The organism is Marinomonas sargassi (assembly GCF_025716875.1).
Classification (GTDB): domain Bacteria; phylum Pseudomonadota; class Gammaproteobacteria; order Pseudomonadales; family Marinomonadaceae; genus Marinomonas; species Marinomonas sargassi.
Genome location: NZ_JAOVZB010000001.1, coordinates 243538 through 258695, shown reverse-complemented (window position 1 = coordinate 258695; position 15158 = coordinate 243538). Strand labels below are relative to the sequence as shown.

Genomic DNA, 15158 nt, shown 5'->3' with positions numbered 1-15158 from the left:
GGTTATAGATGCCATCGTTTAAGTTTAACGTAGAGTCTTGTTTTGGAGCCGATATCTTTGTTGGGTATTTCAATGTTGATGAAATTCTTGACATTATGGGCATCAAAAAAGAGGTTATGAAGAGCAAAAGGGTTAAAAACCTGATTTCTATGCATGGCCGTGACGATAGAATTGTTCCAATTGCTAAACGTCAGGTAGCTTTTGATGTCCTAAGCTCTTACCTTGACTCAAGCTTTATGCCTTTTGACTCCTACTATGTGAATGATGATAAGTTATTGACTAGCCGAAGCGATCGACTTTACGATGCTGAAGAGCGTTTTTTAATCCTATGTATGTCTTTAGTTTATGGTAAGTCTGTAAAGGGGTTGAAGGTTTTATACCCAGACCTTAGTACTAAGGAACTTAGGTCTAAAAAGTCAAAGGGTAAGAGCCTGTTCCGCTATTTTAGAGAAGAGCTGAATGACCAAACGAGAGACTATATACAAACTTATAAAGAGCGCTTAAAGAATGCTGATGATAAGCCTGCTGGACGCGAACCTGTAAAAGAAGAGGCGGCACCTCCAGCGGAAAATGTAAAGGAAGAAGTTGCAGAGACTGTTGTAGCTGCAAAACCTAAAAAGCCAGTTGTAGAAACTAAGTTAATACCCACCTCATTTGAAGTTGAAACTCCTGCCGCTCTTAAGCTTTTTAAAAATGGTCATATATTGATTTCCGCGCAAATTGACCGAATGAAACGTGGTGAACCGATTGAGTTAGCGGAGCTAAAAGTGTTTTGTCAGCGGCTTATTGAATCTCATACGCGAAATAATTTTTCTTTATTAGCTATTCGCCATATTAAAGACGCCTCGTCATACCTAGAGCAACATGCTATGGGGATGGCTGTACTAGGTATCCATTTTGCAAAAGCTCTCAAATTGTCAAAATCCTATATTGAAGTGATTGCACTTGGCGCTCTGCTGTTTGACCTTGGTCGTTTCCGCCTACCCATGGCGATGGTCATGAAAACTGAGAAAATGACAGATAGTGAGTTTGATTTATTTCGCAAGCACATTCAGTTTGGTGAGCAAATATTACAGAAGGTAGAAGGTGTTCCTAAGGCCGTATTTCAAATGCTCTATGATCATCATGAAAAAGTAGATGGAAGTGGTTACCCAGAAGGGAAACAGGGAAAGGAAATATCTGTTTACGGAAAGATAGCTGCGATCATTGATGCTTATGACGCAATTACCTCAGAACAAGCACATAAACCATCTATTGGCCCAATCCGGGCTTGCCAGCGTATGAGAAAGGAATCAGGTTTAGCTTTTGACAAAGAGTTAATTGGGGTGTTTTTGAAAAACATTGGCGTTATTCCTGTTGGTTCCTGTGTCTTGTTATCGAATGGTAGAGTGGGCTTTGTATTAACTCTTAATAAATCTTTTCGACCATCACTAGTTCGCCAAGTATATAGCATGACAAATAAAAGCTTTATCGAGCCTTCGGATATTGAGCTTAACAAGTCAGCTGGTGTGAATGCTGATGTTACTGTAACAAAAGAAGTAAGCCCCCAGTCCCTCAAATTACAGTTTTTAGACCACATATTGTAGCCACCTATTAATGTTGGCCCATTTGAGCCTTGTGATGTTGTTTTATCATGTGAAGGCCTCCCTTATTTAACCTTTAAAGTAAGAGTATGGTATTTCTCATGGGTTTGTAACTTCCCAAGCCCTCTATTCACTTTCTATCTTTTTATTACCTATCATATTACCTCATCCCTACTAGAGAAAAATTAGCGGTTTTTCCTCCTTGATTGGCTTTTTTTAGAGCCGCAATTTTAAAAACTTTAGCTTTTCTTTTGAAATATATTCCTTTTTTTAAAGAAAGTGCTCTTTTCAGTTTTTTTTCAAAAAAAGTGACAATTTTTCTTAAAGTTCTTCACGTTAAGAACGATAAATCAAAGTAACAATATTGGAATATAAAATAATAAATAAAACCCAAAATTGTTAAAAAATAGTTAAAGAACGTTGCTCTGGTGACGATAACTTTAATAAGAGACAAAAAATAAAATAATCAATTAAATCAAAAACTTGTCTCAATTCAAAATACATTAGGAGAGAAAAAATGGCTTTATACGTAAACACAAATGTATCTTCGTTGAACGCGCAACGAATGCTTAGTAATTCCAGTAGAGATTTAGATGTAAGTTTTGAAAGACTGTCTTCTGGACGCCGAATTAACAGTGCTGCAGATGATGCGGCTGGACTACAAATTTCAGATCGTTTGACGTCTCAGATTAACGGTTTGAACCAATCTGTGCGAAATGCAAATGACGGTATTTCTCTAGCGCAAACAGCTGAAGGTGCGCTAGACGAAACAACAAGTATGCTACAACGAATGCGGACGCTTTCTATTCAGGCTGCCAATGGCTCAAACTCAGATAAAGATCGAGTGGCACTGCAACAGGAAATGGCACAGCTATCGGAAGAGATTAATCGTGTAGCCGAAACAACTACCTTCGGTGGAAGAAACTTACTAGATGGTACTTTTGAAGGAATGTTCCAAGTCGGGGCAGACGCCAATCAAACTATTAGTTTTACCATGCAATATGGCGGTAAGAACAATTCAATAGATTACCAAGCCAATAATGGTTTCACTGTATCAGGGTTGTCTAATCAGGCTTCAGCGCAGGTGACGGTAACAACGGCATCTGTTTCTACCACTGTTAATGCGCAGAGTATGATTGGCATTATCGACGACATGATAGCAGCAGTGGACTATAAGCGAGCAGAGCTGGGTGCGGTACAAAACCGCTTTAGTTCTACAATTAACAACTTGAGTAATATCTCTGAAAATGTATCAGCTGCTCGTGCACGCGTACGGGATGCCGACTTCGCGGAGGAAACTGCGAACTTAACAAGTACACAAATTTTACAGCAAGCAAGTAGTACTATTCTCGCTCAGGCTAATCAGCGACCACAGGCTGCATTATCTTTATTAGGTAACTAATTTTACCTGAGCGAAACATAACTTTATAGAAACAAGATTTTTGTGCGAAGAAATCGAGTTTCGTCTCGGAAATTTAGGCTACTTCTCTCTCCTAGAGGTGCCTCTTATGCCGGGTGATTTTTCACCCGGCTTTTTTTTGCCCAAATTAAGTGAAGTCTAGGGTAAATATGGCGTTAAGGCTTATATCAAAGACGTTTTTCTCGCAGATAGAGCGGAGGAGTCTCTTTGATATTAGCTTTACAGGACAGTTCTGTATGCCGCTTACAGCTGTCCAGAAAGTGTTGAGTGCCTTGGTTTTAGGCTCTCAAGTTAAGTTTATTTTTAGGAGTCGATTAATGGAGTAATTAGCACGGTTAATTAAACAGGTCTCTAAATTTTTGTAGTTATCCATTTCCACTTGTTGTGTGCGAGTCGCAGCATTAGCACTTATTGGAAATTCATTTTACGAATCTGTTTGATGCCTTGACTGGCGTACTTTGTATTTCCGAAGGAGGGACTCGATGTCGAGTGTCTATGCCGTTAATACGGAGTGTGTGCTTGAACTGCTATTTCAACAGCAGTGTTTTATCGACTTTATTTTTTAATTTGTTTGTAGAGGTTTTTTATCGCAAAAAGTATCGAACTCAATAGTTTCTACAGCGATGCTGTTCTCCCAATGGATGGTCGGTTTGTGCCTGCATGACTCTGGTAGAGCTCAGTGTATAAGGTTTTCTGGACTCATATGTTATCTGTGAATGAGTCTAGGTGTGCTTTGTCATGTCAGTCTATAAAGCCACTGAGTTTAGTGGAGGCTAAGTCACATATGTTGTCTGCATTTTTGTATGGATAGCTTTGCTTTTAGTGGCTTGTGATGAGTGGTTAAGGTGCACGACATTATGTGCAGTGACTTTACATATTAGTTCTTTGCATATTAGTTCGTTGCATTTTTATGGAGCCTAGTCGCGTCTGAAAGTTGAGCGATTTGATGAAGTGATCATGATTGGTTCGGTAGCCAGTTTAATGGCTTGTATAAAACGCATGGGATAAATCCGTCTAAAAATTGGCCTGAAAGCTAGTGTTGTCGCAATAGGTGGATTCATTGGAGTGTTAAAACACAGCACGTATTTTTTAACGCTTATGATGCTGAATGTTAATCGGCTTCAAGCGTGATCTATGGTGCGGAAAAATACGGAACTAAATGTGTTTTGTAGGCTAAATATTGCCAGTTTTTTCGTATGGCGGTGGTTATCTGATTTTTGCGTTTTTACATTGCAGATGAATGTGTGAATGTGGCTTGCATGAAAGTCTGCACTTTTATGGTTTTTAAGTGCTTTATATAAGCATTTTATCGATTTTGTTAAATAATAAAGGTTTTTTTAACAAAAAATAGAAAATAACTGAATTTCTTTTAGTTCTTTTAGAACAATTAGTTAGGCAGTTTTTTTCCGTGTTGTAGGTGATTTTTTACCTGTTTAAGGTAATTTTTTTCCGAAAGAAGCTAAAGGTTTTAAATTGGATGTCGAAAACCTTAGTACGATCTGCTTATGCAGGAATTCATTAAAACTTAGGAGGCTGTGATGGCTCTTTATGTAAATACCAATACCTCTTCTATCAATGCGCAACGTCAGTTGATGCATTCTAGTAAAGATTTGGATACTTCTTTCCAGCGTTTGTCTTCTGGTAAGCGTATCAACAACGCGGCGGATGATGCGGCAGGTCTATTGATCTCAAATCGTTTAACTTCACAGATTAATGGTCTAAACCAATCTGTACGTAACGCAAATGATGGTATCTCTCTTGCGCAAACGGCCGAAGCCGCTTTGGATGAGTCTACTTCGATGTTACAACGTATGCGTACATTGGCGATTCAGTCTGCAAACGGCTCGAACTCTGATAAAGACCGTGTGGCACTACAGCAGGAAGTTAAGCAGCTTTCGACAGAAATTAACCGTATTGCTGAGAACACAACTTTCGGTGGAGAGAATCTTTTAGACGGTACTTACGAAGGTATATTCCAAGTAGGTGCAGACTCCAACCAAACTATCAGTTTCTCTATGGTTACTGGTGGTACTAACAATTCTATTGATTACTCTGCTAATTCTGGTTTCACGATCTCTGGTTTGAGTGTTGAAGCAAGCTCACAAGTAGGTATTGACACTGTTTCTGTATCAACCGTTGATAACTCTCAAAGTATGATTGCTGTTCTTGATAGTATGATTGCTGCTGTTGGCTCAAAACGAGCTGAGCTTGGTGCGATCCAAAACCGTTTTGGTTCTTCGATCACTAACTTAAGTAACATCTCTGAAAACGTATCGGCTGCACGTGCGCGAGTTCGTGATGCTGACTTCGCTGAAGAAACGGCTAAGTTGACAAGTTCTCAGATTCTTCAGCAATCGAGTTCATCTGTATTAGCGCAAGCAAACCAACGTCCACAAACAGCATTATCTCTATTGGGATAAGCTAGAAATTAAGTGACAGTTATAAGTTGGGACTTAAGCTATGCAAGCTGAGTCCCTGCTTTTGTTTCTTTGGAGGGATAAGACATGACAATCAGTTCAAATGATTTTTCTAAGCATGCTTTGAACTATACTATTGGTCCAGAGCGTCGTGCTGCAGAAGAGTTTGCTGCGTTAAGACAGTCAAATTCTCAGGTTGTGCAAACATCAGCCGATACAAATAAAGCTGGTAAAGAAAATCGGGAGTCTCAGTCACAAAGTGCTTCGGTAAAAATTGAGCCTTCGGACATTGAGGTCATGAATAAAAAGGTTTCCCAGTTAAATGTTCATTTAACATTCGAAATGACGGAAGACCGTGACCGTAATATCGTTAAAGTATTGGATCAAGATACGGGTGATATCGTTCGACAGATTCCAACGGAAGAATTTCTCGAAATGGCGGAACGAATTGATGCTATTATGAGTCAACTTAGTGATATCAGAGGTACCTTGGTTAATAGTGAGGTATAGCTGAAAACTTAAAAAACGTGTTAGGGGAAAAGCTATGTCGATAGGCTCTCTTGGGGCAGGATCTGGAATGGATCTTGAAGCTTTAGTTGATAAATTAGTAAGTGCTCAACGTGACGCAAAAGTCCGTATTTACCAAGATAAAATCAACGAATACGAAGCAGAGCTATCTGCCCTAGGTAAAGTGAGCTTGGCTATAGAGGATTTTAAGTCTATCTCTCAAGCGCTAAATAACGAAGACCTTTTCACTAAACGTAATGCTTTTATTAACCAAGAAGAAGGGCAAGAGTCGATTGCAATAACGACAGACAATACTGCGGGCAATGGATCTTACTCAATAGCGGTTGAGCAGCTCGCTCGTGGCAGTCGGGTTATGTCTGCAACAGGCACCTTTTCTTCTAGTGATGAAGTTATCACTAATCAAGATGCTATTCTTACTTTTCAAGCGGGTAGCAATGAGTTTTCTATTGATGTCCCTGCGGACACTACTCTTTCTGAACTTCGTAATCTAATTAACTCTTCTGAAGATAATTTTGGTGTTTCTGCCAACCTAGTTGATGATGGTAATGGCAATTTATTTTATACCGTAACCTCTTCTATCCAAGGGGCGGGTAACTCGTTAGCCATAAGTAGTGAGTTAGCTTCCATCGAAGTTGATGACTCGGCTGATGCCAGTATCGAAGACGTCGTTGAAGTGTATTCCGGTTTAACAATTGATAGTGTGTCAACAGAGGGCTTGTTTGCTGGAATGTACACTCCTGTTGGTGATGAGTCTAGCAATGCCATTATCACAGTGGATGGTATTCAAGTTACCAATGATACTAATGTGTTTGAAGACACGGTAGCAGGGTTGTCTATCGAGGCGTTAGAAGTATCAGATGGCGCAAAAAAAGTTGAAATTAGCTTCGACCAACAAACGGTACAACAAACAATAGAAGAGTTTATCGTTGCTTATAACGATCTCGCTTATACATTTAAAGAAAATAGCGCAAAAGGTGAAGTGCTAAATGGCAATAGCCTTCTTCGAAATCTAAAAAATTCATTGGTTAATGAGTTAACGTCAACAAGATCCGATGCAGGGGACTTTACAACCATCTTTGATTTAGGGGTTAAGCTTGGAAGTGACGGTATATTAAGCTTTGATAGCTATAAGTTTGAAGAGGCGATAAAATCGGGTTATGCCGATGTAGCGGCATTATTCTCTGGTGATGGGGGATTAGCTGAGTCACTTGAAAATGTACTTTCTAGCTATACTGGTGCAGCAGGAATGACAAATGCGCTAAAGGATTCGATAAGAAGTTCGATAAGTACTACAGAGGATTCATTAGAAAACTATGAAGAGCGTATGATTCGTTATGAAGAATCACTTCGAGATAAGTTTACGGGGCTAGATTCACGCTTAGCGGGAATGAACGCTCAGGGTAATTATTTGAATTCTGTACTTGCGAAAATGTAACTTTAATTGAATTGATATTTAGGTAATGGGGTTGAATATGTACAACAGTAAAGGGATACAAGCTTATCGAAAAGACTCATTGAAGTCTGACCTAGCATCGGCTGATCCTCATCGTGTCATTCAGCTTCTCATGCAGGGTGCATTAGAAAAGTTAGCTTTGGGTAAAGGCTGTATTGAACGCTCAGATTGGGAAGGAAAGTCTACTTCCCTAACTAGAGCAGTAGAGATTATTAATGCATTGAAAGATGCATTGGATAGAGATGTGAACCCGGAGTTAGTAGACAACCTTGATATGCTATATGAATACATGACAATGCGTATCACTGAAGCAAGTGTGAGCAAAGACATTAGTATTATTGATCAAGTGATGGGACTGCTTTTACAAATAAAGGGTGCGTGGGATCAAATTACACCAGCTGATAAACAAGCGGCCTATCAAGGTCAACAAGAAGTTCAAGCAGGTGCTGTGTAATGCTGGATATGTCTCACTTAACCGAGTTAAGTGATGAACTGGAAAAAAGCGTTACTGAAAAAGATATAGAGAAAATTCAAACATTGTGTGAAGAAAATGATGCATTTATTCACACAATCACCCCTCTTGATAATCAGTTCGATAACGAGAAAGTTAAAGCGTTTATTCTGGTTCATCAATCTGCGATTCAACTTATGACTGAAGTGCATAAAGAGATGCAAAGTAAGTTGTTTCTTACTAATAAATCGCGCAAAAGTGTTAATAAATACAAAGGCATAAAAAATGCGAAATGAGGACAACTCTTTTCATATTAAGAATGTAGAGTCATTTACGACATATTTTGAAAAAGGGCTGAATCGGCTTCGTCAGCATGACGCTGAATTAACCGATCGCTATATACGTAATATGTCTATGTTTGCAGAAGTGATGCCACATATATATGAGTCTTTTCAAGGGTATCAGCCTCAAAAACGTCATATTTATATGGAGGAAAGCGGTGAGCTTAACTTATTCAGAGAGGATGTAAGAGCGCCTTTATTTTCGGAAAATCCTAAACAGCAAGCCGCGAAGCGGGTAGCAAAAGCGCTTAGCCAACCAACTAAAACACTCTTAAATCTTGGCCGTACTAAGGATCACCCTAGTAGACACGTTCATTTCAGCAATAAAATTTTAGATCAGATGTCGCTCCAATCTGAAGGCCTAGAGTCTCAACAAGAATGGCCAGCCTTCACTGGTGCCGTAATTTTATTTGGTATTGAATTCGGCTATCAACTTGAAATGATTCTTGCACAACGTTCAATTAAACATTTGTACTTATATGAGCGAGATTTGGACTTGTTTTATTACTCGCTCTTTGCAATTGAATGGGAAGACATTCTTACAACTTTTAATAGAGATGGTAGAACGATTCATTTCTTCTTAGGGACAAATGCTGAGGAATTTACAGAAAAATACATCATTCAACTCGAAGAGAATGGGTATTTTATGGCGCCTGAAACTTATTTGTACTCATCTTATTCTAGTCCGGAAAATAATGAAGCAATTGCTTATTTTAAAAAGCATTATACTCGTCAGGTTATGGGGTGGGGATTCTTTGATGATGCTTTAATAGGTGTGGCACAGGGATTATCTTCCTTACCAAAAACAAAGTTGGCGCACTTTACAGGTCGAGATGCTGTGCCTAAATGGGTAACGAATATTCCTGTTTTTATTTTAGGGAATGGCCCTTCTTTAGATCAAGGTATTGAGCTGATAAAAGAAGTACGTGATCAAGTTTTACTAATATGTTGCGGTTCTACGATTAACACCCTGAAAAAGCTTGGTATCACACCAGATATACATGTTGATATTGAGCGGTTAAAACAAACCGTCGATAAATTTTCTTTTTTAGACCAAGAATACCTAGATAAAATCTGGGGACTGTCCGTGAATGTTATGCATCCAGGTCTGTTTGATTGTTTTAAACGTTCTGGTATGGCAATGAAGCCGGGTGAAGCAATTACTTCTTTGATGCTTTCACAAGCTCGCCAGCACGGTGATATGAAAGAATATGTCCAACTAAATTATTGTAATCCTGTTGTGGCGAATTTAGCTCTATCTTACGTGCACTTTTTTGGCTTTAATAATGTTTATTATCTTGGTGTTGATAATGGCTTCAAAGATAAAACTAGCCACCACTCTGTTCATAGTGGTTATTATAAGGATGGTAAAGAGTCTGGCTTTCAAACCTTTCAAGATGCCAAATTAGTTGAACGAGAGGGTAACTTTGGTGGAGTCATCTATGCCACTAGCATTATGGACACCTCGAGAGTGCAATTGGAATCGTTAACTCGACAGTTAAACCAAAGACGAAACTTCGCCAGCTTTAATTTATCCGACGGGGCTAAAATCGAAGGGGTTACACCACTACCACTAGAAGATGTCTTGATCTTAGACCCTAAGATAGATCACGCAAAAGTAATCGATATCTTAGAAGCTGCTTTTTTTACTGAAGCACCTGAAACCTTGGTTAATCAGTCTGCAGAAGTGCTGATTTCCGTGGAAGATTTCATTAAAGTGAGCAAGCGTCTCCAGCAAGGGTGGGATGATAGTATTGTCACTCGAAGTCAGGTTTGCGACTTACTTTGGTCACATCACCGTCATATATATTTTTTAAAAGCGACAGTGCACCGTCATATATACGAGCTCCTCATTGGCTCTTTTACTTACTCTGCTTTCTTAATTGTTCAATTTTTATTCCAGTATCAAGATGAAAAAGAGGTTGTAAAACGAGCACGCTATCTCTTTGAGCCTTGGTGTGAGTTCCTTGAAGAAATGCCAAGTATGCTGAAGCAAGCCTCTGAGTTTGTAGATGAAGGTAATGATCACCTAGTGACCTACTACAACGGATAATTATGTTCCAAAATACCCCTTTTATTATTGCTGAATTATCAGGTAATCACGATCAGGATTTTGAATTAGCTAAGTCTATGATTCATGCAGCTGCTAAAGCAGGTGTAGACGCAATAAAGCTACAAACCTATAAACCAGAAACCATGACCTTAGATATTCGTCATGGGGAATTTATGGTATCGGAAGAGAATAGTTTGTGGCGTGGTAATAATTTATACGATCTATATGCCAAAGCATCCACCCCTTGGGAATGGCATCAGCCTCTCTTTGAGTTGGCAAACTCTCTTGGTTTAGTTGCTTTTAGTTCGCCTTTTGATTTAAGCGCGGTCGACTTTCTAGAAACGCTTGATGTACCCCTCTATAAAATTGCTTCTTTTGAACTGACAGATATTCCCTTGATCCAAGCGGTTGCCAGAACCGGAAAGCCTATGATTATGTCGACAGGTATGGCTTCTAAAAAAGAAATACAAGAAGCAATAGCGGCAGTGAGAGGTATCGGCGATAACCCACTGATCTTATTGAAGTGTACCAGTACTTACCCGGCAAAAATTGAAGACACTAACTTAGTCACTATGAACGATTTAGCTGGCTTCACGGGGTGTTCCGTAGGTTTGTCTGATCATACTCAAGGGTTAGCCGCAGCTGTTGCAGCAACCGCACTGGGTGCTACGGTAATAGAGAAACATTTTGTCTTGGATCGAAGTGCTGGTGGCGTTGATTCTGCGTTCTCAATGGAGCCAGATGAAATGGCTGATCTTGTTTCAGCGTGTCGTGCTGCAAAAGCTTCTTTAGGAGCGGTCACTTATGGCGGCTCCGATTCTGAGCAAGCATCGAAAAAATATAGACGCTCTATTTATGTAGCAGCTGATTTAGATGCAGGAACTGTTTTATCTGAACAGCACTTACAAATCATTCGTCCTTCATACGGTCTAGAACCAAAGCATTGGCCGGATGTATTAGGCAAAACACTCAAAGCGGATGCTAAGAAAGGCCAGCCCCTTACTTGGGATATGATGGCATGAGAGCGCTTGTCCGAGCCGATGCGTCTGTAAGCATTGGTATGGGGCATAGAGTGCGTTGCCAAGCATTAATATCCGCTTTACAAAGCCTCTGTTGGCACTGTCAGTTCGTTGTACATCACGATCACCGTAGCTTTGCTTCATCTGAAGATATTCTCATTTATTCTGAGCAAGAACTGCTCGTTTTAGCAGAACAAGCCGATTTGGTGATCTTGGATCATTATGGCTACCAAGCAGACGCTATTACTCTTTTATATAAGCATCAGCCTAATCTACTCGTTTTAGATGATATGAATGATAGGGGTGAATTCTCATCTCGTTGGCTACTTAACCCGTTAAAAGAGCATTATCCGCCCAGTGTCGAGTTCCCTTTATTAGGCAGTCATTACGCACTCTTGCGCCCAACCTTCTCTGAGCTGACATTAGATACGTCATTGCAACGCGATAAATTGCTGGTGGCGCTAGGAGGAACAGACCCTCTTTGCTTAACCCTACCTATTATAAAGTCGTTAATAAAAGCTGATTTTGAATCAAAAGATATATTGGTTTTGGTGGGAAGTAACGCGAAAGGTGCGGACGCGGTTATCGACTTTTGTCACGACCAAGGTATTGCTTTTGAGCAAGGGATTGATGATGTTACGCCATTAATGAAGCAAGCGAAAATGGCGATCTCAGCAGCAGGGGGAACCTTGTTTGAATTGGCTTGTTGTGGTGTCCCAACCTTATTTGCGCAAGTAGCGGATAATCAAACACGTTCGCTAGAGCAGCATGTTCCTTTGGATTGGTGTAAAGCTGTTCGCTTTGATTTGTTAGAAGAGCAGGGCGATTCAGAGCAATTAAAGGTGCTTATGACGCTATGTCATGACATGTGGTCTGATAAGTCGTGGCAAGAGCGTGCTCGCTATATTGCACGAAATTTGGTGGACGGAAATGGAGCGAATCGCGTTGCTCAAATCATACATGACTATGTAGTGAAATCTACTGAGCCTAGTTAGATAAGTAACCTAAATGGTGAACTCTGACGCTTGTTTTAGTAGCATGATTTGCGTTAAACGTAGCCAGTCTTCTTCTGTATCTAAGTCTTGAATTCTATGCCTTGGCAACATAATTGGCTTAGCTTTTTCGCCAAAGATAACCCCATCTTCTAACCAATTCTTGGTACTAGCCCAATAAAACTGACCTGCATCGTGAATAGCTTCCGTTAAATCTTGAGATCGTTGGTTTATGGATTCAGGAAACATAGGAGCCAGTTTCCCCTCGGCTGTTATGTGTAATGCCCTTTGAATAGGGAAATCGAAGCTAGTGGCCGAAAAGCAAAAACTTGCGGATGGGAGTATTTCTAAACCTTTTGATAAATCTTGTGCTGTTAGTAATGGGCATGTTGCATATATTAGGCAAGCCTCATCTGGTCTATCACCTGCAGCAATGAGCTCTTGTAAGGCATGCTGCATAACAGGAGTGGTGCCAGTCATATGGTCAGAGAGAGCTTTAGGGCGCAAAAATGGCACCTCAGCACCAAAGCTTTGTGCTATTTCGGAAATTTCTGCGTCATCCGTAGAAACAACAACACGATCAAATAGTTCTGATTGAATAGCTGTTTCAATGGAGTAAGCAATTAAGGGTTTGCCATTTAACAGGCGGATATTTTTGCGTGGAATTCGTTGGGATCCACCTCTAGCGGGAATAACAGCCACTCTTCGTGGGTTTTGCTTTACAGGTGCCGTACTCACAATACAACTCCGTTCTTTACCAAAGCATCACGTAACACCAGCGCCACTCTTTCTTGTTGTTGCTTTGTTAAACCCACGAACATAGGTAAGCTCAATGTGCGCTGGTAATAGTCTTCTGCGACAGGGTAATCGCCAAGTTTAAAACCAAACTGTTGATAATATGGTTGATTATGCACAGGAATATAATGAATTTGTGTGCCGATACCTGCATTTCGTAAATCATCAAAAACGGCTTTTCTCGTTTTTGGATACTGTTTTGGCAGAAGAATAGGGAACAAATGTAAAGATGAGGTGCTGGATTCTGCTTGGAAAGGCAGTGTAATAGGTAAGTTTTTTAGCAGCACTTGGTAGCGTTGAAACTGCTGATGCCTTTGTTTTATAAAATCATCCAAGCGTGACAGCTGAGACAAGCCAAGCGCAGCTTGCAGCTCTGTCATACGATAGTTGAAACCCAAAGTATGCTGCTCATAATACCAATCACCTGGAACCTGAGTTAGCTCATCTGGGTCTTTTGTCGTGCCTTGATGTGCGTGTGTTTTCATGTGCTTTGCGAGATTTTCATCGTTAGTTACCGCCATGCCCCCTTCAGCAGAGGTAATAATTTTCACTGGATGAAAGCTAAAGACACAAATGTCGCTGAACTCGCAGTTTCCTACATACTTGTTTTGATATTTCGCCCCAATGGCATGGGAAGCATCTTCAATAACGCGAAAACCATATTGTTTTGCTAACTTAGCGATGGCTTGCATATCACAGGATTGACCAGCGAAATGAACAGGAATGACGACCTTAGGAAGTCGGTCTTGCTGCTTGGCAAGTATAAGCTTCTTTTCAAGAGCCTCAATGCTCATGTTGTAGGTGTTAGGGTCAATATCCACGAAATCGACATGGGCGCCACAATAGCGGGCACAATTGGCAGATGCTATGAAAGTATTAGGCGAAGTCCAAACATAGTCGCCGTCTTTTACACCTAATGCTAAACAGGCTAGGTGTAATGAAGATGTTGCACTGTTTACGGCACAGGCGTAGCGAGCATTCACTTTTTTAGCTAAGGTCGTCTCAAACTCGACAACACGAGGGCCTTGAGTGAGAAAGTCTGATTGTAAGGTCGACACTACTTCAGCGATGTCTTCATCGCTAATAGATTGTCGGCCATAAGGAATAAAATCAGTGTGCGTCATCGAAGGTTAATATCTCTTCAATACTTAAAAAGTGAGGGTTGCTACCAGATTGGTATTCATAGCCCGGCTTGACTAATTGCCCTTGTTCGCCCAGTTTGTTGTTTCCAAAATCCATGTCTTCTTGGTAGAACTTGATGCTTGGAGAAATCACATAATGATCTTCAAACTCATAAGTGTGGAAGGAGTCATCTGCTGGACACATGACTTCGTGAAGTTTTTCTCCGGGGCGAATACCGACTTCCTTGGTTGGTGTGTTTGGTGCATACGCGGCAGCCAAATCCATAATGCGGACAGAAGGTATTTTAGGAATAAAGATCTCGCCACCATGCATACGGCTAAAATTCTTTAGGACAAAATCGACACCCATGGGCAGGGTGATCCAAAAGCGTGTCATTTCTGGGTGAGTAATCGGAATGGCATCCGCTTGCTCTGCAACCAGCTTTTGGAAGAAGGGGACAACAGATCCGCGAGAGCCCACAACATTGCCATATCGAACCACAGAGAAGCGCGTTTGACCTTTACCGACCATATTATTGGCGGCGACAAATAATTTGTCAGAAGCCAGTTTTGTGGCACCGTATAGGTTAATCGGCGCAGCTGCTTTATCTGTGGATAAGGCAATGACCTTTTCCACATTGTTAGCAATCGCTGCCGCAATAACGTTTTCTGCCCCGTGAATATTGGTTTTAATGCATTCCATCGGGTTGTATTCCGCAGCGGGAACTTGCTTTAGGGCAGCGGCATGAATGACAAAGTCCACATCTCGCATTGCCTGAGTCATACGATCTTTATCGCGTACATCACCAATAAAGTAACGCATACAAGGGGCATCAAAATCCTGCTGCATTTCGTATTGCTTCAGTTCGTCTCGAGAGTAGATAATGAGGCGCTTAGGTTGGTAGTTGGCTAACAGTGTTTTTACATATTGGCGACCAAAGGAACCTGTGCCACCTGTGATTAGGATGCTTTTATTATTAAACAT

At 40.6% G+C, this 15158-nt stretch carries 13 protein-coding genes; 10 read left to right on the top strand and 3 right to left on the bottom strand.

All coding sequences use genetic code 11. The features are described 5' to 3' along the window. Positions 1-8: 8 nt before the first annotated feature. The 10 genes from OFY17_RS01255 to OFY17_RS01210 all read left to right on the top strand — a co-directional run bounded on the left by OFY17_RS01255 (position 9) and on the right by OFY17_RS01210 (position 12260). Positions 9-1586, top strand: coding sequence for an HD-GYP domain-containing protein (locus tag OFY17_RS01255; RefSeq protein ID WP_263528874.1), 1578 nt, complete (start codon positions 9-11; stop codon positions 1584-1586). Positions 1587-2100: 514 nt separating this feature from the next. Further along, on the top strand, positions 2101-2985 hold the full coding sequence (locus OFY17_RS01250; protein ID WP_263528873.1) for a flagellin N-terminal helical domain-containing protein: 885 nt from the start codon (positions 2101-2103) through the stop codon (positions 2983-2985). Positions 2986-4541: 1556 nt separating this feature from the next. Next, positions 4542-5423, top strand: a complete 882-nt coding sequence (locus tag OFY17_RS01245; protein WP_263528872.1) for a flagellin N-terminal helical domain-containing protein — start codon at positions 4542-4544, stop codon at positions 5421-5423. A gap of 84 nt (positions 5424-5507) precedes the next feature. After that, the gene (locus OFY17_RS01240; protein ID WP_263528871.1) at positions 5508-5930 is read left to right on the top strand and encodes a flagellar protein FlaG; all 423 of its coding nucleotides are present in this window, start codon (positions 5508-5510) and stop codon (positions 5928-5930) included. A gap of 34 nt (positions 5931-5964) precedes the next feature. Next, positions 5965-7383 carry a flagellar filament capping protein FliD gene (fliD, locus tag OFY17_RS01235; RefSeq protein WP_263528870.1) on the top strand — a complete coding sequence of 473 codons (1419 nt, stop codon included), beginning with the start codon at positions 5965-5967 and terminating at the stop codon, positions 7381-7383. Between the two features lie 37 nt (positions 7384-7420). After that, positions 7421-7855, top strand: a complete 435-nt coding sequence (fliS, locus tag OFY17_RS01230) for a flagellar export chaperone FliS (protein ID WP_263528869.1) — start codon at positions 7421-7423, stop codon at positions 7853-7855. Further along, positions 7855-8148, top strand: coding sequence for a hypothetical protein (locus tag OFY17_RS01225; RefSeq protein ID WP_263528868.1), 294 nt, complete (start codon positions 7855-7857; stop codon positions 8146-8148). The genes fliS and OFY17_RS01225 overlap by 1 nt, the downstream gene beginning before the upstream one ends. Further along, a complete protein-coding gene (locus OFY17_RS01220; protein WP_263528867.1) occupies positions 8138-10246 on the top strand; it encodes a motility associated factor glycosyltransferase family protein in 2109 nt (702 codons plus the stop codon). Before OFY17_RS01225 ends, OFY17_RS01220 begins: the two co-directional genes overlap by 11 nt. 2 nt (positions 10247-10248) lie before the next feature. Continuing rightward, entirely contained in the window at positions 10249-11268 is a 1020-nt protein-coding gene (pseI, locus tag OFY17_RS01215) for a pseudaminic acid synthase (RefSeq protein ID WP_263528866.1), read from the top strand. After that, entirely contained in the window at positions 11265-12260 is a 996-nt protein-coding gene (locus OFY17_RS01210; protein ID WP_263528865.1) for a PseG/SpsG family protein, read from the top strand. The genes pseI and OFY17_RS01210 overlap by 4 nt, the downstream gene beginning before the upstream one ends. A gap of 9 nt (positions 12261-12269) precedes the next feature. Here OFY17_RS01210 and pseF read toward each other — a convergent pair whose 3' ends face one another. Genes pseF through pseB form a run of 3 tightly spaced genes read right to left on the bottom strand, consistent with a single transcriptional unit; the run spans position 12270 to position 15158 of the window. Further along, positions 12270-12995, bottom strand: a complete 726-nt coding sequence (pseF, locus tag OFY17_RS01205; RefSeq protein WP_318013642.1) for a pseudaminic acid cytidylyltransferase — start codon at positions 12993-12995, stop codon at positions 12270-12272. Further along, the gene (gene pseC, locus OFY17_RS01200; protein ID WP_263528864.1) at positions 12992-14176 is read right to left on the bottom strand and encodes a UDP-4-amino-4,6-dideoxy-N-acetyl-beta-L-altrosamine transaminase; all 1185 of its coding nucleotides are present in this window, start codon (positions 14174-14176) and stop codon (positions 12992-12994) included. The genes pseF and pseC overlap by 4 nt, the downstream gene beginning before the upstream one ends. Continuing rightward, positions 14163-15158 carry a UDP-N-acetylglucosamine 4,6-dehydratase (inverting) gene (gene pseB / locus OFY17_RS01195; RefSeq protein ID WP_263528863.1) on the bottom strand — a complete coding sequence of 332 codons (996 nt, stop codon included), beginning with the start codon at positions 15156-15158 and terminating at the stop codon, positions 14163-14165. The genes pseC and pseB overlap by 14 nt, the downstream gene beginning before the upstream one ends.

Coding starts and splice junctions, on each gene's coding strand:
- OFY17_RS01255 (WP_263528874.1), top strand. CDS start 9: ATGCCATCGTTTAAGTTTAACGTAGAGTCTTGTTTTGGAGCCGATATC.
- OFY17_RS01250 (WP_263528873.1), top strand. CDS start 2,101: ATGGCTTTATACGTAAACACAAATGTATCTTCGTTGAACGCGCAACGA.
- OFY17_RS01245 (WP_263528872.1), top strand. CDS start 4,542: ATGGCTCTTTATGTAAATACCAATACCTCTTCTATCAATGCGCAACGT.
- OFY17_RS01240 (WP_263528871.1), top strand. CDS start 5,508: ATGACAATCAGTTCAAATGATTTTTCTAAGCATGCTTTGAACTATACT.
- fliD (WP_263528870.1), top strand. CDS start 5,965: ATGTCGATAGGCTCTCTTGGGGCAGGATCTGGAATGGATCTTGAAGCT.
- fliS (WP_263528869.1), top strand. CDS start 7,421: ATGTACAACAGTAAAGGGATACAAGCTTATCGAAAAGACTCATTGAAG.
- OFY17_RS01225 (WP_263528868.1), top strand. CDS start 7,855: ATGCTGGATATGTCTCACTTAACCGAGTTAAGTGATGAACTGGAAAAA.
- OFY17_RS01220 (WP_263528867.1), top strand. CDS start 8,138: ATGCGAAATGAGGACAACTCTTTTCATATTAAGAATGTAGAGTCATTT.
- pseI (WP_263528866.1), top strand. CDS start 10,249: ATGTTCCAAAATACCCCTTTTATTATTGCTGAATTATCAGGTAATCAC.
- OFY17_RS01210 (WP_263528865.1), top strand. CDS start 11,265: ATGAGAGCGCTTGTCCGAGCCGATGCGTCTGTAAGCATTGGTATGGGG.
- pseC (WP_263528864.1), bottom strand. CDS start 14,176: ATGACGCACACTGATTTTATTCCTTATGGCCGACAATCTATTAGCGAT.
- pseB (WP_263528863.1), bottom strand. CDS start 15,158: ATGTTTAATAATAAAAGCATCCTAATCACAGGTGGCACAGGTTCCTTT.